At 68.6% G+C, this 19,033-nt stretch carries 22 protein-coding genes, 1 tRNA gene and 1 pseudogene; 17 read left to right on the forward strand and 7 right to left on the reverse strand.

All coding sequences use genetic code 11. From position 1 onward, the window contains the following. Window positions 1-44: 44 nt before the first annotated feature. Both ACFPCV_RS31145 and ACFPCV_RS31150 read right to left on the reverse strand, forming a co-directional pair. Window positions 45-608 (reverse strand): isochorismatase family protein, encoded by a 564-nt coding sequence (locus ACFPCV_RS31145; protein ID WP_378060112.1) that lies wholly within the window; start codon window positions 606-608, stop codon window positions 45-47. After that, window positions 605-1,888 (reverse strand): nicotinate phosphoribosyltransferase, encoded by a 1,284-nt coding sequence (locus ACFPCV_RS31150; protein WP_378060113.1) that lies wholly within the window; start codon window positions 1,886-1,888, stop codon window positions 605-607. The genes ACFPCV_RS31145 and ACFPCV_RS31150 overlap by 4 nt, the downstream gene beginning before the upstream one ends. A 45-nt stretch (window positions 1,889-1,933) precedes the next feature. On the opposite strand from ACFPCV_RS31150, the gene clpS reads away from it, so the two are divergent. From clpS to ACFPCV_RS31210, 12 genes are all read left to right on the forward strand, one after another. Continuing rightward, on the forward strand, window positions 1,934-2,221 hold the full coding sequence (gene clpS / locus ACFPCV_RS31155) for an ATP-dependent Clp protease adapter ClpS (RefSeq protein ID WP_378060115.1): 288 nt from the start codon (window positions 1,934-1,936) through the stop codon (window positions 2,219-2,221). Then, the gene (locus ACFPCV_RS31160) at window positions 2,218-2,784 is read left to right on the forward strand and encodes a DUF2017 domain-containing protein (RefSeq protein ID WP_378060116.1); all 567 of its coding nucleotides are present in this window, start codon (window positions 2,218-2,220) and stop codon (window positions 2,782-2,784) included. Before clpS ends, ACFPCV_RS31160 begins: the two co-directional genes overlap by 4 nt. After that, window positions 2,777-3,799, forward strand: coding sequence for a P1 family peptidase (locus ACFPCV_RS31165; protein ID WP_378060117.1), 1,023 nt, complete (start codon window positions 2,777-2,779; stop codon window positions 3,797-3,799). Before ACFPCV_RS31160 ends, ACFPCV_RS31165 begins: the two co-directional genes overlap by 8 nt. Before the next feature lie 11 nt (window positions 3,800-3,810). Continuing rightward, window positions 3,811-4,248 carry a M67 family metallopeptidase gene (locus ACFPCV_RS31170; protein WP_378060119.1) on the forward strand — a complete coding sequence of 146 codons (438 nt, stop codon included), beginning with the start codon at window positions 3,811-3,813 and terminating at the stop codon, window positions 4,246-4,248. Between the two features lie 27 nt (window positions 4,249-4,275). Further along, complete coding sequence (locus ACFPCV_RS31175; RefSeq protein ID WP_378060121.1) at window positions 4,276-4,548, forward strand: MoaD/ThiS family protein; 273 nt, start codon at window positions 4,276-4,278, stop codon at window positions 4,546-4,548. Window positions 4,549-4,550: 2 nt separating this feature from the next. Next, window positions 4,551-5,501 (forward strand): PLP-dependent cysteine synthase family protein, encoded by a 951-nt coding sequence (locus ACFPCV_RS31180; protein ID WP_378060122.1) that lies wholly within the window; start codon window positions 4,551-4,553, stop codon window positions 5,499-5,501. 29 nt (window positions 5,502-5,530) lie between these two features. Then, a complete protein-coding gene (locus ACFPCV_RS31185) occupies window positions 5,531-5,998 on the forward strand; it encodes an SRPBCC family protein (RefSeq protein ID WP_378060124.1) in 468 nt (155 codons plus the stop codon). After that, window positions 5,995-6,705, forward strand: a complete 711-nt coding sequence (locus ACFPCV_RS31190; RefSeq protein ID WP_378060126.1) for an aspartate/glutamate racemase family protein — start codon at window positions 5,995-5,997, stop codon at window positions 6,703-6,705. The genes ACFPCV_RS31185 and ACFPCV_RS31190 overlap by 4 nt, the downstream gene beginning before the upstream one ends. 41 nt (window positions 6,706-6,746) lie before the next feature. Then, a complete protein-coding gene (locus ACFPCV_RS31195) occupies window positions 6,747-7,391 on the forward strand; it encodes a rhomboid family intramembrane serine protease (protein ID WP_378060128.1) in 645 nt (214 codons plus the stop codon). Further along, the gene (gene murI / locus ACFPCV_RS31200) at window positions 7,325-8,137 is read left to right on the forward strand and encodes a glutamate racemase (protein WP_378060130.1); all 813 of its coding nucleotides are present in this window, start codon (window positions 7,325-7,327) and stop codon (window positions 8,135-8,137) included. The genes ACFPCV_RS31195 and murI overlap by 67 nt, the downstream gene beginning before the upstream one ends. 11 nt (window positions 8,138-8,148) lie before the next feature. Beyond that, on the forward strand, window positions 8,149-8,919 hold the full coding sequence (locus tag ACFPCV_RS31205) for an MBL fold metallo-hydrolase (RefSeq protein ID WP_378060131.1): 771 nt from the start codon (window positions 8,149-8,151) through the stop codon (window positions 8,917-8,919). A 945-nt stretch (window positions 8,920-9,864) separates the two neighbouring features. Beyond that, complete coding sequence (locus ACFPCV_RS31210; protein ID WP_378060133.1) at window positions 9,865-10,485, forward strand: TetR/AcrR family transcriptional regulator; 621 nt, start codon at window positions 9,865-9,867, stop codon at window positions 10,483-10,485. A gap of 24 nt (window positions 10,486-10,509) precedes the next feature. Here ACFPCV_RS31210 and ACFPCV_RS31215 read toward each other — a convergent pair. Further along, a pseudogene (locus ACFPCV_RS31215) lies at window positions 10,510-11,670 on the reverse strand (lysylphosphatidylglycerol synthase transmembrane domain-containing protein); the annotation flags it as partial. Here ACFPCV_RS31215 and rph point away from each other — a divergent pair. Together rph and rdgB are read left to right on the forward strand one after the other, a co-directional pair. Further along, window positions 11,627-12,391 carry a ribonuclease PH gene (gene rph / locus ACFPCV_RS31220; RefSeq protein WP_378060135.1) on the forward strand — a complete coding sequence of 255 codons (765 nt, stop codon included), beginning with the start codon at window positions 11,627-11,629 and terminating at the stop codon, window positions 12,389-12,391. The pseudogene ACFPCV_RS31215 and the gene rph overlap by 44 nt on opposite strands. Beyond that, window positions 12,388-12,999 carry an RdgB/HAM1 family non-canonical purine NTP pyrophosphatase gene (gene rdgB, locus ACFPCV_RS31225; protein ID WP_378060137.1) on the forward strand — a complete coding sequence of 204 codons (612 nt, stop codon included), beginning with the start codon at window positions 12,388-12,390 and terminating at the stop codon, window positions 12,997-12,999. The genes rph and rdgB overlap by 4 nt, the downstream gene beginning before the upstream one ends. 1 nt (window position 13,000) lies before the next feature. Here the strand turns inward: rdgB and ACFPCV_RS31230 are convergent, their stop codons facing one another. From ACFPCV_RS31230 to ACFPCV_RS31245, 4 genes are all read right to left on the reverse strand, one after another. Next, window positions 13,001-13,927 carry a hypothetical protein gene (locus ACFPCV_RS31230; protein WP_378060139.1) on the reverse strand — a complete coding sequence of 309 codons (927 nt, stop codon included), beginning with the start codon at window positions 13,925-13,927 and terminating at the stop codon, window positions 13,001-13,003. 129 nt (window positions 13,928-14,056) lie between these two features. Beyond that, window positions 14,057-14,524, reverse strand: a complete 468-nt coding sequence (gene bcp / locus ACFPCV_RS31235) for a thioredoxin-dependent thiol peroxidase (protein WP_378060141.1) — start codon at window positions 14,522-14,524, stop codon at window positions 14,057-14,059. A gap of 35 nt (window positions 14,525-14,559) precedes the next feature. Continuing rightward, the gene (locus tag ACFPCV_RS31240) at window positions 14,560-15,096 is read right to left on the reverse strand and encodes a hypothetical protein (protein WP_378060142.1); all 537 of its coding nucleotides are present in this window, start codon (window positions 15,094-15,096) and stop codon (window positions 14,560-14,562) included. Window positions 15,097-15,239: 143 nt separating this feature from the next. Continuing rightward, window positions 15,240-15,413, reverse strand: a complete 174-nt coding sequence (locus tag ACFPCV_RS31245) for a hypothetical protein (protein ID WP_378060144.1) — start codon at window positions 15,411-15,413, stop codon at window positions 15,240-15,242. A 211-nt stretch (window positions 15,414-15,624) separates the two neighbouring features. Between ACFPCV_RS31245 and ACFPCV_RS31250 the strand changes: the two genes are divergently transcribed. From ACFPCV_RS31250 to ACFPCV_RS31260, 3 genes are all read left to right on the forward strand, one after another. After that, window positions 15,625-15,698, forward strand: a tRNA-Leu gene (locus ACFPCV_RS31250). 121 nt (window positions 15,699-15,819) lie between these two features. Beyond that, the gene (locus ACFPCV_RS31255) at window positions 15,820-16,599 is read left to right on the forward strand and encodes a Crp/Fnr family transcriptional regulator (protein ID WP_378060146.1); all 780 of its coding nucleotides are present in this window, start codon (window positions 15,820-15,822) and stop codon (window positions 16,597-16,599) included. Window positions 16,600-16,829: 230 nt separating this feature from the next. Next, entirely contained in the window at window positions 16,830-18,362 is a 1,533-nt protein-coding gene (locus ACFPCV_RS31260) for a hypothetical protein (RefSeq protein ID WP_378060148.1), read from the forward strand. Window positions 18,363-19,033: the final 671 nt, after the last annotated feature.

The following is a 19,033-nucleotide window of genomic DNA, read 5'->3' on the forward strand; positions in this document are numbered from 1 at the left end:
GGCCGGCCGGGCGCGGAGTTACCGAACTGGAACGGTCGGCGCCTTCACGGCAGGCGGGGTGTGCCGGTCAGCGTCACGCCCGCGTCGCGGAGCCGGGTCAGCGCGGACTCCACCGTCGGCGCGGCGACCCCGGCCGTCAGGTCCAGCAGCACCCGCGTCCGGAACCCGTTCGCGGCGGCGTCCAGCGCGGTCGCCCGCACGCAGTGGTCCGTCGCGATGCCCACCACGTCCACATCGGACACGTCGTGCGCGCGCAGCCAGTCGGCGAGCGGCGTGCCCTCCGGCGTGGTGCCCTCGAACCCCGAGTACGCCGCCGCGTGCGCGCCCTTGGAGAACACGGCCTGGATCCCGGCCACGTCCAGCGCCGGGTGGAACGACGCCCCCGAGGTGCCTGCCCGGCAGTGCACCGGCCACGTGTCGACGTAGTCGGGTTCCTCGCTGAAGTGCGCGCCGGGGTCGATGTGGTAGTCCCGCGTCGCCACGACCTGGTCGTAGGCCCCGTAGAGCGCGGAGATCTCCGCCGCCACCGCGGCCCCGCCCGCCACCGCGAGCGAGCCGCCCTCGCAGAAGTCGTTCTGCACGTCCACGACAATGAGCGCTGTCATCACTTCTCCACGTACACGGTCGGGATCGCGGGCTCGCCCTGCGACAGCTTCAGCCCCTCCCAGGGGAGGCTGACCAGTCCGTCGCGGACGCGTTGTCTGCTCTCCTCAAGACTGGGCCCATCAGCGGCCGGTTGTCCACCCCGCAGCAGCGGCACCTGCAGCCGCCGGTCGTGCGGGCCCTCCTCGACCTCGGCGCCGACCACGTGCACGACCTCCTCGAGCGCGGTCCCGGTCGGCTTGTGCCTGCGCAGCGCGGCCTTGCGCCCGCCCTTGGACTCCTTGTGCGAGCTGCGTTTGGCCACCGGCCGACCGTCCACCTCGACCAGTTTGTAGACCATCCCGGCGGTCGGCGAGCCGGAGCCGGTCACCAGCGACGTGCCGACGCCGTAGGCGTCCACCGGCTCCGCGCGCAGCGCCGCGATCGCGTACTCGTCGAGATCGCCGGACACCACGATCCTGGTGTTGCGGGCGCCGAGCGAGTCCAGCTGCTGGCGGGCCTGCCTGGCCAGCACCCCGACGTCACCGGAGTCGATGCGGATGGCGCCGAGACCGGGACCGGCGACCTCGATCGCCGTCTCGATGCCCCGGGTGATGTCGTAGGTGTCCACGAGCAGCGTGGTGTCCGTGCCGAGTGCCTCGACCTGCGCGGTGAACGCGGCGTGCTCGCTGTCGTGCAGCAGCGTGAACGCGTGCGCGCACGTGCCCGCGGTCGGGATGCCGTACCGGCGTTTCGCCTCCAGGTTGGACGTCGTCGCGAACCCCGCGAGGTACGCGGCCCGCGCGGACGCGACCGCCGCCTCCTCGTGCGTGCGCCGCCCGCCCATCTCGATGATCGGCCGCCCGTTGGCCGCGCTCACCATCCGCGCACCGGCCGACACGATCGCGCTGTCGTGATTGAGGATCGACAGCACCAGCGTCTCAAGCACGACCGCCTCCGCGAAGGTGCCGCGCACGGTGAACAGCGGCGACCCTGGGAAGTACAGCTCGCCCTCGGCGTAGCCGTCGACGTCGCCGGTGAACCGGTAGTCCGCGAGCCAGTCCAGACAGGCCTGGTCGACCACCCCGGACAGCTGCGCGAGCTCGGCCTCGCCGAACGTGAACCTGCTGATGGCCTCCACCACACGGCCCGTGCCGCCGACCACGCCGTAGCGGCGGCCGGCGGGCAGCCTGCGGGCGAAGGTCTCGAACACGCACTGCCGCTCCGCCGTGCCGTCGGCCAGGGCCGCGGCGAGCATGGTCAGCTCATAGTGGTCGGTGAGGAGCGCGGTGCTGGTACCGGTCATGAACGCAGAGCGTAGACATGCCACCATGGATTTATGTCGGTTTCCATGTCGACACCCGTCGAGCGGGTCGAACCGGTAACGGCCGAGTTCACGGCCGAGGACAAGCCGTGGCAGACCATCGTGTGGAACGACCCCGTGAACCTCATGTCGTACGTGACGTACGTGTTCCAGAAGCTGTTCGGCTACTCCCGTGAGCAGGCGACGAAACTCATGCTTGACGTGCACCACAAGGGCAGAGCGATCGTGTCCTCGGGCTCCAAGGAGAAGGTGGAGGGCGACGTCGCGCGACTGCACGCGGCCGGTCTCTGGGCGACCATGCAGCGCGAGTCGTGATCCCCTGGGAGCGGGCGGGCGACACCGTCATGACCAAGGTCGACCGGCAGGAGTCGGCCGTGCTGCGCACGGTCGTCGGCCAGATCGACGAGATGCTGAAGGCCAGGCAGGCCGAGGCGCCGCAGGACGAGCTGGCGGCACTCACCGGCATCCGCACCGGCCCGGCCACCGCGCCGGACGACCCGATCCTGTCCCGCCTGCTGCCCGACTTCCACCGCCTCGACTACGAGGACGCCGACACCAAGGACCGCGACTCGGCCGCGGCGCTGCGCTCGCTGCACGAGCCGGAGCTGCTGGACCTGAAGACCGGGGTGGCCGGTGTGCTGCTGGACACGTGCCCGCCGGGTGGTGGACTGGTCAAGCTGTCGCTGGAGCAGGCGGACGCGTGGCTCTCGGCGCTCAACGACGTGCGGCTGGCGCTGGGCACCACCATCGGCGTGTCCGAGGACATGCCCGACCAGCTGCCCGACGACGACCCGCGCGCCCCGCACCTGGGGATCTACCACTGGCTGACGTGGATGCAGGAGAGCCTGGTCGCCGCGCTGACCGGCGGCGATGAGTAACGCGATCACCGACGTCGCCGGGGTGCTCGTCGGCCACCACCAGCGCACCGGGGACGGCTGGGCGACCGGCACCACGGTCGTGCTGCTGCCACCCGGCACCACCGGCGCTGTCGACGGCCGGGGCGGCGCGCCGGGCACCCGCGAGACCGACCTGCTCGTGCCCGAGAACCTGGTGGCGCAGGTCGACGCGGTGTGCCTGTCCGGCGGGTCCGCGTACGGGCTCGCCGCCGCCGACGGCGTGATGCGCTGGCTGTCCGAACGCAACCGCGGCCTGCGGGTCGGTGCCGGCGAGCACGAGGTCGTGCCGATCGTGCCCGGTGCGGTGCTGTTCGACCTGCCGAGGAGCGACTGGGGCAACCGCCCGGACGCCTCGTTCGGCTACGCGGCGTGCGAGAACGCGGCCGCCGAGTTCGCGGCCGGCTCGGTCGGCGCGGGCACCGGTGCGAAGGTCGGGCAGCTCAAGGGCGGGATCGGCACCGCGTCGGCCACCGTCGACGGGTGCACCGTCGGCGCGCTGGCGGCCGTGAACGCGGCGGGCTCGGCCGTCGACGTCCAGACGGGCGTGCCCTACGCGGCCGACCACGAGGTCGCGGGCGAGTTCGGGGTGGTGTGGCCGCACGCTCCCGGTGTGCTGCCGGACGTGGCGCGCACCGACCTGAACACCACGATCGGCGTGGTCGCCGTCGACGCGGACCTCACCAAGACCGAGTGCCGCCGCCTCGCGGTCGCCGCGCAGGACGGCCTGGCCCGCGCGGTGCGCCCCGCCCACACGATGTTCGACGGGGACACGGTGTTCGCGGTCGCCACCGGGGCTCGTGCGCTGGCGACGGCCGGCGCGCCGTTCGGCCCGGTCGCACGGGCGGCCGCGCTGGACCGCCTGTGCACCGCGGCGGCGGAGACCTTCGCGCGGGCCATGGTGCACGGCCTGCTGGCCGCGACGTCGCTCGCCGGGCTCCCCGCCTACCGGGACGTGTGGCCCGTCCCATCAACTGGGAACCCGGCGTCCGGCCAGTAAGATTCATAAACGTGCTTCGGATACGCCGTGACCTGGTCGACGCCATCCTCGCGCACGCCCGCCGGGACCACCCGGACGAGGCGTGCGGTGTCGTCGCCGGACCGGAGGGATCCGACCGGCCCGAGCGCTTCATCCCGATGCTGAACGCGGCGCGGTCGCCGACGTTCTACGAGTTCGACTCGGCCGACCTGCTGAAGCTGTACCGGGAGATGGACGCGGGCGACGAGGTGCCGGTGGTGATCTACCACTCGCACACCGCGACCGAGGCGTACCCGTCGCGGACCGACGTCTCGTACGCGTCCGAGCCGGACGCCCACTACGTGCTGGTGTCCACCCGCGACGACACCGGCGAGTTCCGTTCGTACCGGATCGTCGACGGCGAGATCACCGAGGAACCGGTCGAGATCGTGGCGGAATACGAACCGTCGACACAGGCGTTTTCCGAGTAAGTCCCCCTTTGCAAGCGGAGGTTCCACATGGCGGTCACCGTCTCCATCCCGACGATCCTGCGCACCCACACCGGTGGTGAGAAGACGGTCGAGGCGAACGGCAGCACCGTGGCCGAGGTGATCGACAACCTCGAGTCCAACCACGGCGGCATCAAGGGCCGCCTGGTCAGGGAGGGCACGCTGCACCGCTTCGTGAACATCTACGTCAACGACGAGGACGTGCGGTTCTCCGGTGGGCTGGAAGCGGCCGTGGCCGACGGCGACAACGTGACGATCCTGCCCGCCGTCGCGGGCGGCTGACGTTGGCCCGCTACGACTCGCTGCTCGACGCGCTCGGCGACACCCCGCTCGTCGGACTGCCCCGCCTGTCACCCGGCGACGGCGTCCGCCTGTGGGCCAAGCTCGAGGACCGCAACCCGACCGGTTCGGTGAAGGACCGCGTGGCGCTGCGGATGATCGAGAAGGCCGAGGAGGACGGGCTGCTGCGGCCCGGCTGCACGATCCTCGAACCGACGTCGGGCAACACCGGCATCTCGCTCGCCATGGCCGCGAAGCTCAAGGGCTACGGCCTGGTGTGCGTGATGCCGGAGAACACGTCGGAGGAGCGGCGGCAGCTGCTGGCCGCCTACGGCGCGCGGATCGTGAACTCGCCCGCCGCGGGCGGCTCGAACGAGGCCGTCCGGCGGGCCAAGGAGCTCGCGAAGCAGAACCCGGACTGGATCATGCTGTACCAGTACGGGAACCCGAACAACGCGGGCGCGCACTACCACGGCACCGGCCCGGAGGTCCTGCGCGACCTGCCGTCGGTGACGCACTTCGTCGCCGGCCTCGGCACCACCGGCACCCTGGTCGGCGCGGGCCGCTACCTGCGTGAGCACAAGCCGGACGTGCAGATCATCGCGGCCGAGCCGCGCTACGGCGAGCTCGTGTACGGCCTGCGCAACCTCGACGAGGGGTTCGTGCCGGAGCTGTACGACCCTGAGGTGCTGACCGGCCGGTACTCGGTCGGTTCCTACGACGCGCTGCGGCGGACCAGGGAGCTGCTGGAGACCGAGGGCATCTTCGCGGGCATCTCGACCGGCGCGATCCTGCACGCCGCGCTGGCCGCGGCCGACAAGGCGGTACGCGCGGGCAAGCAGGCGGACGTGGTCTTCATCGTCGCCGACGGCGGCTGGAAGTACCTGTCGACCGGCGCCTACAGCGGCTCGGTGGACGAGGCGGCCGCCCGCCTCGACGGGCACCTCTGGGCCTGACCCCACGCCTCCTGAATAAGCTTGCCGCTGTGAGCCAGGTCATCGAGGTCATGCGCGAGACACGGGTCCCGGCCGGGATCGACACCGTGTGGGCGGTCGTGTCGGACGCCGGCCGTGCGGCGGACTGGTTCGACTTCGCCGACCGCACCGAGGTCCGGTCCGGGGACGGGGTCGGCCAGCTGCGCACCCAGCACGGGCACTGGGGCCGCCGCAGGTCGGAGGTCGACCAGGAGATCACCGAGTGCGTGCCCGGCAAGGTGCTGGCCTGGCGGCACGTCGCGGAGCGGATCGACGGCAGGCCTGCGCCGAAGTTCGCCACCCGCACCGAGTTCCGCATCGAGCTCGACGGCGACGCCGAGACCACCACGGTCCGGCTGCGGTCCCTGCAGACACCCGGCGGACCGGTGAAGGGCTGGCTCATGCGGCGCGTGGGCACCAAGGACATCGAACGCAACATGGACCGCTCGCTGGAACGGCTCGCCGGGGTGCTGTCGTGAAGGTCATCGGCCTGCTCGGCGGCATGAGCTGGGAGTCGAGCGCCGAATACTACCGGTATGTGAACGAGCGGGTCCGCGAACGGCTCGGCGGGCTGCACTCCGCGCACTGTGTCATGTACTCGGTCGACTTCGCCGAGATCGAGGAACTGCAGTCGGGCGGCCGGTGGAGCGAGGCCCGCGACGTGCTCGCCGAGGCCGCCGCCGCGCTCGCGCTCGCCGGCGCCGACTTCCTCGTGCTCTGCACCAACACCATGCACAAGGTCGCCGACGAGCTCACCGTCCTCCCGCTGCTGCACCTTGGCGACGCCACGGCCGCGGCCGTCATGGCCGCGGGCGTCACGCGGGTCGGGCTGCTCGGCACGGCCTTCACGATGGAGCAGGACTTCTACCGCGACCGCCTTGCGGCCCACGGCCTCGACGTGCTCGTGCCCGCCGAGGCCGACCGCGCGGAGGTGCACCGGATCATCTACGAGGAGCTGGTCGTCGGCGTGGTCCGCGAGGAGTCCCGCCAGGTCTACCGCGACGTGATCAAGCGTCTCGTCGAACGCGGTGCGCACGGCGTGATCCTCGGCTGCACCGAGATCGAGCTGCTGGTCGGCCAGGACGACAGCCCGGTCCCGGTCTTCCCGACCACCCGCCTGCACGCCGAGCTGGCCGCCGACCACGCCATGGGCCTCGCCGGGATACCAGGGACTTCTCAGGGTTGAACCCGACGCGGGCGCCGCGATTCCCACGTAGCCTCGATGACGTGAGCACCTTGCCCGCACCGGCGCAGAAGCCCAAGAACCCGGTCAACCGCGTCCTGCCGCCCAGACCGCTGCAGGCGCTGATCGTGATCGGCTCCTTCGCCGTGCTGCTGTACGTCATCGAGATCGTCGACGCGGCCATGTCCGGCAGGCTCGACCAGTTCGGCATCCAGCCACGCGCGGTGGGCGGGCTCGACGGCATCCTGTGGGCACCGCTGCTGCACCACGGCTGGGCGCACCTGTTCGCCAACACGTTGCCGGTGCTGGTCTTCGGCTTCCTCGCGATGTCCAACGGCGTCGGCCAGTGGGCCGCTGTGACGCTCACCATCTGGCTGTTCAGCGGTGTCGGCGTGTGGCTGACCGGCGCCGACGGCACCACGATCGGCGCGTCCGGGCTCGCGTTCGGCTGGCTCGCGTTCCTGCTGGTCCGGGGCATCTTCAACCGCGCGTTCGGGCAGATCGTGGTGGCCGTGGCCCTGTTCCTGTACTGGGGGAGCACGCTGCTGGGCGTCCTGCCAGGTGACCCGGGCGTGTCGTGGCAGGCACACCTGTTCGGCGCGATCGGCGGCATACTCGCGGCGTGGCTGGTTTCCGTGGCGAACAAAGCGACCCGATCGGCATCTTCGACTCCGGCGTCGGCGGCCTGACGGTCGCCCGCGCCATCGCGGACCAACTGCCCTCCGAGGCGCTGCGGTACGTCGGTGACACCGCGAACAGCCCGTACGGCCCGCTGTCGGTCGCGCAGGTGCGCCGCCACGCGATCGCGGTGGCCGACGACCTGGTCGCCAGCGGCGTGAAACTCCTGGTCATCGCGTGCAACACGGCGTCGGCGGCCTGCCTGCACGACGCGCGTGAGCGGTACGACATCCCGGTCGTCGAGGTCGTCGTCCCCGCCGTGCGGCGCGCGGTGGCGACCACCCGCAACCGCCGCGTCGGCGTCATCGGCACCGAGGGCACGGTCCGCTCCCGCGCCTACGAGGACGCGTTCGGCGCCGTGCCGGACCTCTCGGTCACCAGTGCGGCCTGCCCCCGGTTCGTCGACTTCGTCGAGCGCGGCATCACGTCCGGCAGGCAGGTGCTGGGGCTCGCACAGGCGTACCTGGAGCCGCTTCAGCAGGCGGACGTGGACACGGTGGTGCTCGGCTGTACCCACTACCCGCTGCTCACCGGGGTGCTGCAGATCGTCATGGGCCCGGACGTGACACTCGTGTCCAGCGCGGAGGAAACCGCGAAGGACGTGGTCCGCGTGCTCACCGAACTGGACATGTTCGCCGAACCGGGCACCGGGCCCCGCCACGAGCTCACCGCGACCGGTGACCCGGCGCCGTTCGCCAGGCTGGCACGCCGTTTCCTCGGCCCCGACCTCGGTGCCTTCGCGGCCACCCGTGTGTAAGGCTGTCGCTTGTGCTGCTGACCGTGCTCGGCTGTTCCGGGAGCACCCCGGGTCCCCGCTCACCATCGTCCGGTTACCTGCTGGAAGCCGACGGGTTCGCACTGGGTGTCGAACTCGGCAACGGCACACTCGCCGAACTGCAGGCCGTCCGCGACCCGTTCACCCTCGGTGGGCTCGTGTTCTCCCACCTCCACCCCGACCACTGCGCTGACTTCTCCGCGCTGACCGTCCTGCGCCGCTGGCACCCGAACCCCCCGGCGGACCCGAGAACCCACCGGCTCGCGGTGCACGCCCCGAAGGCGGCCCCGGCCCGCTTCGCCGCCGCGTACGCCCCGGACCGCGAGGAGTTCGAGACCGAGGTCCTCACCGACGTCTACGACTTCCACCCGCTCGCACCGGGGTCGCGCGACATCGGCCCGTTCTCGGTGCGCACGGCGCAGGTCTTCCACCCGTGCGACGCGTACGGCTTCCGGTTCACGCACGGGACCGCCACGCTCGCCTACACGGGTGACTCCGCGGTGTGCGAGGCCCTGGACGACCTGGCGGCCGATGTGGACGTCCTGCTGGGCGAGGCATCGTGGACCCACGCGGACCACCACCCGCCCGGGGTGCACATGTCGGGTGTGGAACTGGGCTCGCTCGCGGCCCGCGCCGGTGTCGGCCGGTTGCTGATCACCCACGTCGCGCCGTGGACCGACCCCGACGCCGTCCTCGCCGAGGCCCGCTCTGTGTTCACGGGACCGGTAGAGCTGGCCACGCGGGGCGCCACGTACGAGATCTGACGGTTGTCCACATGGGCCTGCCGTGGTCTGCCGTTTCTGTCGGTGGGCCTCGTTACGCTGGATTCCGGGGGGCCGGAGGCCGCGTGTTGATCTTGTGGCTGTTTTGTTGTCCCGCTTGGGTCTTCGGGGTGCTTTGGCGAGTGTTGGTGTTCGGTGGTGGCGGCGGATTTTACGGGCGGCCCCTCACGTGTCAAGGGCGCCTTCGGCGTCGCTTCGCGATGGCTTCGCCACCCTTGACACGCGAGCCTCCGCCGCCCTGCAGGGGACCTTGCGGGCAGGGCTGGCGCCCTGCCACTGGATTGCCCGCCGCCACCACCGAACCCTCTAGTGGTTTTCTGGTTGGGGTGTGTTGGGGGCGGGGGGCTTCGCCCGCTTCGCGGGCTGCGCGGGTTTTCGCCCCGCGGGCGTTGCGCGCCCGCGCGGGGCGGGGGTCCGCGTAGCGGGGCCGGTCGTTGATCAACGGCGCGTGCGGGACATTGGTGGTGTCGTGAATGGGCCGTTCAGGGCGCTGGGCGCTGTGAATGTGCCATTGAGGGCATGGGGTGTGCCGTGAACGCGCCTTTCGCGGCGTGCCCGCTTCGCGGGCTTCGCCCTGCGGGCGCTGCTCGCCCGCGCGCGGCGCGGCCCGCGTAGCGGGGCCGGTCCTTGATCAACGGAACATTTGGGACATCGGTGGTGCCGTGAATGGGCCATTCAGGGGCGCTGGGCGCCGTGAATGTGCCATTGAGGGCATGTCGTGTGCCGTCAATGCGCCTTTCACGGCATCCGGCTCCCTCGGGAGGTGGCGTCGCGGTAGCGGGGGGCGTGGGGTGTCACTCAGCGTCGTCGCTCTCGGCCATCCGGCTGGTCCGGCGTGTTCATGATCTTGGCGGCGGCAATTGCCGGGTAGACTTGGCTTCGGCCCGCAGGGCGTGGGCCGGGGGAGGGACGACGCGAAGGAACGCCGTGTCCCAGATCGCCGAGCGGAAACCAGTCCGCCGACAGATCGACAAGTTCGCTGTGCGTCGTGCGCAGCTTGCCAATTCCGCGCTCCGCACGCTCTCGAAGCTGGGGTACGCGGGCACCAGTCTCCGTGACATCGCCGAGAACTCCGAGTTCTCCCACGGGGTTCTGCACTACTACTTCCGCGACAAGGTCGACCTCATCACCTACTGCGTGCGCCAGTACAAGGCCGCGTCGGTTGCGCGTTACGACCAGGTCGTCGCGGTCTCGACCACGCCGGACGAGCTGCGTGACCAGTGGATCGGCGCGATGGTCGCCACCCTGCGCCAGGACGCGCCCATGCACCGCCTCTGGTACGACCTGCGCAACCAGAGCATGTTCTCCGAGGCGTTCCGGGAGGACGTTCGTGCCATCGACTCAAGTCTGGAGCGGATGATCGGCCGGATCTTCGGCCACTACGCGCAGTTGGCCGGCCTACGGCTCACGACGTCGGCCTACCTGGCCTATGCCCTGGTGGACGGCGTGTTCCAGAACGCGCTGCTCGGGCACCTGTCCGGGGACGAGCGCGCGACCGCCGACCTGCCCGAACACCTCTCGTTCGTGCTCGACCGGGTGGTGCGGTGACGGCCGGCGCAGCACCAGCCAGCACAGCAGCCCGACCGGGATGATCAGCCAGCAGGACAGCAGCCGGTAGACCAGTACGGTCGCCGCCGCGGCCGCCTCGCCCGCGCCCGCGGAGACCAGGCCGGCCAGCAGGCTCACCTCGATCACGCCGATCCCGCCCGGGGTCAGCGGCAGTTGCCGGACGATCTGCACGGTCAGGTACACCGCGCCGATCTCCACCATGCCCACCGGCAGCCCGAACGCGCGGGCCACCGCGTACAGGCAGAGCAGGTCGGTCAGCCAGTTCGCGACCGCGGCACCCAGCGCGAGCGTCCAGTGCCTGCCGTCGACCTCGCGTGAGCTGGCGAGCGCGTCGGTCACCGGGCGCAGCAGCGGCGCGAGCCGCGGCCAGCGTGCCGTGACCGGGCGGTGTGCGCGTGGCCGGTGCGGGTGGATCTGTGCGCTCGAGTGCCACGCCAACAGCCCGACGAACGCGATCAGCACGGTCGACAAGGCCACCGCGACCGGTGCGACGCCGGGGTGCTCCCGCCACGCCAGACCGAGGTGCACGGCGGTGGCGGCGAGCGCGCCCGTCGCGTACAGCAGTGCCAGAGCGGCGAAGGACAACAGGCCCGACAGCACCATCACGGTCGCGGCCGTGCGTTTGCTCGCGCCGTCGGTGCGGAACCGGCGGAACGCGTACGCCGCCGACACGGCCGAGCCGGCCGGGAGGCTGATCGCGATGGCGGAGCGGCTGTAGGACAGGGCGAGCGCGCGGTGGCGTGGCATCCGCACGCCGAACGCGGTGAGCAGGCGGCGTTGCTGGTGGGCGAACATGGCCATGGAGACGAACTCCGCACCCGCCGCGACGGCGAGCCAGCCCGCGTCGGCGCCCGCGAGGGCCTCGCCCACCGCTGCGGCACTCGGCAGGTTGCCATGCAGGAAGAACGCGGCGACCATCAGGACCAGCACCACCGCGGCGGCTTTCAGCGCGCCGGTCAGTACCGGGTGGCTGTGCTTGTTCCTGGCCGGTTCGTCCCCCTCGGGCATGGCCGCCTCCGATTTCAACCTACGTTGAATGGTCCTCCGTGCCTGCCGTCCGGTCAATCGAAAAGATGAGCCCGAACGGGGTAACGTCGGCCACAGTGCATAGGCTTCCCCTGTGGCACGTAGCGATGGCAGGAACGACGACCAGCTCAGGGACATCAAGCTCACTCGTGGTTTTCAGATCTGGCCGGCCGGTTCGGTGCTGGTCGAGTTCGGCAAGACCAGAGTGCTGTGCGCGGCGAGCGTGACCGAGGGCGTGCCGCGCTGGCGCAAGGGCTCCGGTCTCGGCTGGGTGACCGCGGAGTACGCGATGCTGCCGTCCGCGACCAACACCCGAGGTGACCGGGAGTCGGTCAAGGGCCGCGTCGGCGGCCGCACCCACGAGATCAGCCGCCTCATCGGCCGTTCGCTGCGGGCGTGCATCGACCTGGCCGCCCTCGGCGAGAACACGATCGTGATCGACTGCGACGTCATCCAGGCCGACGGCGGCACCCGCACCGCGGCGATCACCGGCGGCTACGTCGCGCTGGCCGACGCGGTCACGTGGCTGGGCGCCGCGGGCAGGCTCGCCGACCCGCAGCCGCTGTCGTGCGCGGTGCAGGCGATCAGCGTCGGCGTTGTCGACGGCCGCGTGCGGCTCGACCTGCCGTACGAGGAGGACGCGCGCGCGGAGGTCGACATGAACGTCGTCGCCACCGACGCCGGCACCATCATCGAGGTGCAGGGCACCGGCGAGGGTGCCACGTTCACCCGCTCCACGCTCGACCGCATGCTCGACCTGGCGCTCGGGGGCTGCGCGGAGATCAACGCGCTGCAGACCTCGGTGCTGGCCGAGCCGTACCCCGGCGAACTGCCCACTCCGAAGGCGGTCCGGTCATGAGTACCCAGCTGCTCGTCGCGTCCCGCAACGCCAAGAAGCTCCAGGAGATGCGCCGCATCATCGAGCGGGCAGGCATCGAGGGCGTGACCGTCGTGGGCCTCGACGAGGTGCCGCCGTTCGAGGAGGCGCCGGAGACCGGCGCGACGTTCGAGGACAACGCCGTCGCCAAGGCCCGCGACGCGGCCGCCGCGACCGGGCTGCCCACCGTGGCCGACGACTCCGGTATCTCGGTCGACGCGCTGAACGGCATGCCCGGCGTGCTGTCCGCGCGGTGGGCCGGCAGCGCCCGCTCCGACCAGGCGAACCTCGAACTGGTGCTGGAGCAGGTCGCGGACGTGCCGGACGAGCGCCTCGGCGCCCAGTTCGTGTGCGCGACCGCGCTCGTGCTCACCGACGGCACGGAGATCGTCGTGCGTGGGGTCTGGCCGGGCACACTGGTGCGCAAACCCCGTGGCACCAACGGTTTCGGCTACGACCCGATCTTCGTGCCGGACGGCGAGACCCGGACGTCGGCGGAGCTGCTGACCGAGGAGAAGGACGCGATCTCCCATCGGGGCCGCGCGCTGTCGCTGCTGCTGCCCCACCTGCGCAGTCTCGGCGACCGCTGACTCACGTCTCGGGCAGCGCCTCGGCCAGCGCGTTAGCCGCGGCCGTCACCGAGTCCGCGCTCGTCCGCCACCCGGAACCGAGCGGGTGCTCGGTCAGCAGGACCACGACGTAGCGCCAGTCCTCGCCGACGAGCCCGGTGCTGTGCAGCACCATCGCGTGTTCGTTGTTCCCCCAGCCCTGCTTGATCGCCCACTGGGCGTCGAGCCCGTCGGGGATCCCGAAGTGCTGGTAGAACTCGTCGGCCGCGTACTCGGGAGCCCGCGCGAGCGCGTCCACCACAAGGCGGCGGTCCTCGGACGGCATGTGTTCCATGACGTACCGGTAGATCCGCACGACGTCGTCCGGGCTGACCTTGACCTCGCCCCACTTGCCGGCGAGCTCGGGTGCCTCGGTGTCCGCCAGGCCGACCAGCCGCACGACCCTCGGGACGAGGTCCGGCCCGAGCTTCACCCAGAACGAGCTGGCGATCTCGTCGTCGCTCACCGTCAGCATCCGTACGAGCTGTCGCCGCTCCGACGAGCTGACCCCCTGGTGCAGCGCGTCGATCGCGATCATCAGCTTGACCAGCGACGCCGACCGGAACTGCCGGTCCGCGTTGACCGACAGCCGCGCTCCGTTGCTCACCCGGTCGAACACCACCGCCCCCAGCGTCGTGTTCGGCTCCACCTTCCTGGCCGCTGCCTCCGGCAGCGCAGGCTCGATCGCGGGTACGTCCGGATTGGCCGGGGGCTGCGTCGGTGTCGTCCCCGTCCCCGTCCCCGTCTTCGGCAGCGGCAATGGCTGGGGCGCCGCTGGTGCGGGCGCCGCCAGGATCACCGGATCGCCGACGGAGGCGGACGGACGCGCGCCGCAGCCGCTGCCGACCACCACAGTGGTGGCCGCCAGAACGGCGAGGATCGCGACGCGGCGGGCAGCATGGTTGAGCATGCCTTGAATACGCCGCCTGGTTCGGCGAAGTTGACCCGGTCGCGCGGCAACTTTTCGCACGTCTGTGACGTACGCGTGCCGCACACGTCAGGTTGCCCTCGGTTCTGTTTCAGTTGTGTGGCGGGCGAATCAGACGTTCAAGTCCCGCCGCAGCTTCGCCACGTGACCGGTCGCTCGCACGTTGTACATCGCCTTCGCGATCTTGCCGTCCGGGTCGACGACGAACGTGGAGCGGATCACACCCATGATCTTGCGCCCGTAGTTCAGCTTCTCCCCGTACGCGCCCCACGCGGTGAGCACCTCGCGGTTCTCGTCCGACAGCAGCGGGAACGTGAGCCCCTCGTCGGCGACGAACTTGGCGAGCTTCGCGGGCTTGTCGGGCGAGATGCCAAGGACCGCGAACCCGGCGTCGTTCAGCTCGGCCAGGTTGTCACGGAAGTCGCACGCCTGCTTGGTGCAGCCGGGCGTGCCGGCGCTGGGGTAGAAGTAGACGACGACGTGCTTGCCCCGGTAGTCGGACAGCGACACCTGGGCGCCCTCCGAGTCGGGCAGCGTGAAGCCGGGGGCGGCGTCGCCCTCGGCGAGTCGGTTGCTCATGGCGGGGACGTTATCCGGTGGCACCGACAATTTGTTCAGACCGTGCCGTCGAAGATGGGGATCGCACTGGCGGCGGACGACGCGGGCCGCACCGCGACCCGCACCACGCATGGTTTGCTCGGCACCCCGAACGCGACAGCGAACCGCAGGGTGTCACTCGGCGGCACCTCGTCGATGGCCCCGACCACGCCGGTGTACCCCTGCGTCGAGTCGACGACCTGGACGGCGGCGGCCCCGTCCGCGGTGGCGACGAACGACATCTGTGCGGGCCGGTAGACCGTGTCGCTGCCGTTCTCGATGAGCAGCTCGAACGCCACCGCCCGCGCCGCCCTCGGGTACGCGGTGTCGGTGGGCGTGAACGACGTCGGCGCCGACACCGTGAGAGTGATCCCCTCAGCGAGTGAACGCACGAGCCCACCCGACGCGAGATCGGACCGCTCGGCGGCCACCGTGGGGTCGGGGGTGGTCAGCGACTGGCGCACGCTGCCGTCGTCGTCGGCCGCGTGACCAGCGCCGCAGGCCGTCAGGACCAGCAGAACGCATGCCGCGACCGCAAGTCTGACCACTGGCACGAAGGGGCCCCTTCCAGGGGGAGATCGGTACGTCTGAATGCACTATGCCGGTGCGACAGCTGGTGCAGGGGTCCGTTGCCGGACCTGGTGTCCAGCCGTGGCCGAGCTGTGACCAGAGCGCCACCAGGAGTGACCGACGCCACTCACGCAGCGAGCGCGAAGAACAGCACGAAGACTGCCATGGTCACTATGAAGAAGGTGATCAACCACCCGAAGTCACGCCAGGGGGAGATCGCCTTGCTGTCCTCGCCGGGCACGTAGACCCCACGCTCCTCGAACCGGTCAACGAGCCGCACGAAGAGGTGCGGTAACCGCATACCGGGCCTCCTCACCTGCCGTACAGGAATGGTGCCACGCGACCAGTCCGTACGCGCAGTAGACCTTGCACGCGTCCCCGTCGCTCTCGCTGTTCACCGCGAACCCTGTGCGAACCCATTTGGTCACTGACGGTGAGATCGTAGCCAGTCCAGGCCCGGATGGTGTTGGTCCGGCCACCCCACGCCCGGCTACGCTGTCACCGCACCACCCGGGGCCGTAGCCCAACAGGCAGAGGCACTGGATTTAGGTTCCAGCCAGTGAGGGTTCGACTCCCTTCGGCCCCACTACTTCTACCAGCTGCGACGGTCTAAACAAGATCGCACAACTTGATCATAGAAGCCTTGTGCTCCGTTGATGTCTAGAATCCACGCGGGGCGAAGACTGAGTCTTCATGTCCAAGTTCAGATGCAGGCGGGTGAAGATACCATCGATCAACCGCTTGGTATCGACTCCTGGGCAGGAGCTATGAACAGAGAGCTGGCACTAGCGACGCACCGTAAGTCCTGGCGGCCAGACAGCTTCCTGTTCCAGCTCGGCAGCGGCACCCTCGGGAACCTGATCTCAGCAGGCCGTATGGTTGAGTTTCATGCGGGCAACACCCTGATTACCGAGGGTGATACGGATACATCCGTCTACCTGCTGCTGTCGTCATGCGTCAAAGTCACTGCGCGGCTAGGCGAGGTTGGGGAAGCGCTGCTAGCTGTCCGGTTCGGCGGTGATCTCGTGGGTGAGCTAGCCGCTGTCGATGCGCGACAGAGATCTGCCACGGTGAGGGCCTGCGGGCGCACGCCAGTAACTGCAAGCAAACTCGATCGCGTTGACTTCATCGCGATTCTCCGTGATGATCCGAGCGGGATGCTTGCATTGAGCGCCTACATGAGCGGCAAGCTGCGGTCCGCCACGCGACGCCGCGTCGACTACACCGGTTGTCCGCCGGCGGTACGTCTGGCCAGGGTTCTCCGCGAACTGGTGGAGACCCACGGGAATGGCAGTACGGGCGCTGGATTGATCATCGGCGTAGACCTGACCCAGATCGAGCTAGGCACTCTGGTTGGTGTCAAACGAGCTAGTGCAGAGCGAGCGTTACGGGACCTCCGCCGAGCCGGCCTCATCGATACTGGCGGTAAGCGGCTCCTGGTTCGCGACATCGGTTCCCTAATCCGGTTCGCCGAGCAAGGTACCTGACGGGACGAGTGATCCATCTTTTGATGGGTTTGTTGCGCTTGTCGTCGACCGGCGCCGAAGCTGATGACACGCACATCGCAGGAACGTTACTTGACGTAGCACTGACTACAGAAGGTTACCGGTGCTGCTGTATGCGCCATTGGTCTACGACTGTTGGTGGCTGTTCATGGACCACCTTGCGTATGCTAATAACAAATTTGTAACTACTACCGTGTAAGTAGGCGCGGAACGTGACTTGGACCTTTGAGCTGGCACAGGAACGTGCCGAAGATCGCTACATGCAAACCGCCGATCTTCGGATTGAAGATGTTACTCGAAAGATCGATTTCGACAATATCTCCAGGACACGGCCGCGCCGTGTCACGGGTACACACTTGTACGTGGACATCGTCAACTTCAACCGGCAGCTAAGGGCTCAGGAGGAGGATGGGGATGACGGTGAAGAGCTACTGCGGATGCTGCACGTTTTTGCTCGTGAGGTAAGCAAGATCATCGCGCACGACTTCGATGGGCAGAAGATCCACTTTCAGGGGCCCCGTGTTCACGCTCTGTCCTATCGCCCGATCTCGGACGAGTCCACGATCGCTGTAAAGGCCGTACTGACGTGCTTGGCAATCCGCCACTCGACCGCTGTATTCAACGACGTTCTTGATCTTGACGGATCAGAAGCATGGCAGATTGCTGCAGGGCTTGATCACGGTCGCTGTATTGCCACTCGTAACGGTGCCGGTGGTGACCAGGAACTCCTGTTCTTGGGGGGCGCAGCCAACCACGCGGCCAAATTGCTGCAATCTTCCGGTGTTCGTATGACGACGCGCGTGTATGACCTCCTGCCCCAAACGTTCCAGGATAAAGTGGAAGATATGGGCGACGGCACTTACCGGATATCGCTGTCAGCGAGTGAGGTCGAACGTCTGTCTGCGGAGTACGGCTGGCCCTGGACCCGGGCGGATAGCCGGAAGCGCCTTGAGGATGCAGCCGAGCGCTATCCGGTCGGCTCTGTCACCAGCACCAAGGTGAAGGAGAAGATCGATAAGGCGACCCTAACCCTTTCCAATACCAAGCGGGTGCAGGGTGCATCGATCTTCGCTGATGTGGATGGCTTCACCAGCTATATCGACGGTCTACAGTCCCTTGATGACGATCTCGTTGAGGCCATCCGCCTGTTTCACGTGATCCGGGGTGTCATGCGTGACTCTGCCGTACAGGACTTCGAGGCTCTACGGATCCAATACCAGGGCGACCGGATGCAGTCCCTCGCATACCGGCCCGTGCAGGAGGAAGAGAAAGCTGCTCTCTCGGCTGTACGTCTGGCCGCAGCGTTGACAAGCGTGGCAGATGAAGTCATCCCGCACGTGTTGCCTGAGTTGCCGGCTCACCGGCTGGCTATCGGCTTGTCGTGGGGGCAAGTACTGGTGTCTAGGGTCGGGGAGCACGGCAACACTGATGTCATCAGCCTTGGTGGCTCTACAGCGGCGGCGGCTACGATCCAACAGCGACTCGACGGAGGCCAGATCGGTCTTGACCGGTCCGTGAGGGACTATCTCCCTGCATGGCTGCAGCAGGCCTTTCCTTGGTCATCCTCGGTGCAAGCGTATGTTGCTACCGACCTGACATACAATGATCTGGCCATCTTGGAGGCCTCCGAGCAGAAGGATCGGGCACTGGGTGCCCTTGCCGCCACCACTGCTGTCGTGGGGCTGGCTGCGGCCGGTGCCGTAGTGCTGTCGCGGAAGCCGGCCAAGCCGTGGTCGAACGGCTAACGGATGCCGGCTACCGGCGGTGGCAACGAGATCGTGTCGAACTCGCCACAATCCAGCCGGGTCTTCGAGTAATTAACCGCGGCGTCTCTAGTGCTCGAATTGTTGGATCGGTTCAGGTGCCACGCCAGGACGGTCGCGTGGACGCCTACCAACTTTATATCGCTTATCCCAGCCTTGACCCTTTCGTTCTACCCGATACGTACGACTTGGATCATAATTTTCCGCGAGACGCTGACCGGCATATTGAATCGTCGGGTCGATTCTGTATGTGGCTTCCGCAAACTGCGCCTATCGATGACTTTCAGCGGCCCGGCGGCCTGGCTAGATACATCATACGTATGCAGGAGTTTATTATTTTACAGCAAATGTACGACACGCGACGAAAGCATGGAATAGTGCCGCACTGGGCTGGTGAGCAGTGGGACCACGGTCATCACGGCCATCGACAGTGGTTTCGAGAGACCACGAAAGGTCTTAGTCCCGATCAATTTGAGAGTCTGCTTAAGGCCGCCGAGAATCCAGCCAGTCCTGGTTATCGCTGTCCGTGCGGTTCCGGTCGGCGACTCGGAAACTGTCATAAAAAATGGATTAAATGCCTAAGGCGAGCTTTTAGCGATCCTGCTGTTCGCGACGTTGCTCACGCCTACCTTCAGGAACAGCGTAATGTGGTT

The organism is Actinophytocola glycyrrhizae, assembly GCF_042653545.1.
GTDB classification, from domain to species: domain Bacteria; phylum Actinomycetota; class Actinomycetes; order Mycobacteriales; family Pseudonocardiaceae; genus Actinophytocola; species Actinophytocola glycyrrhizae.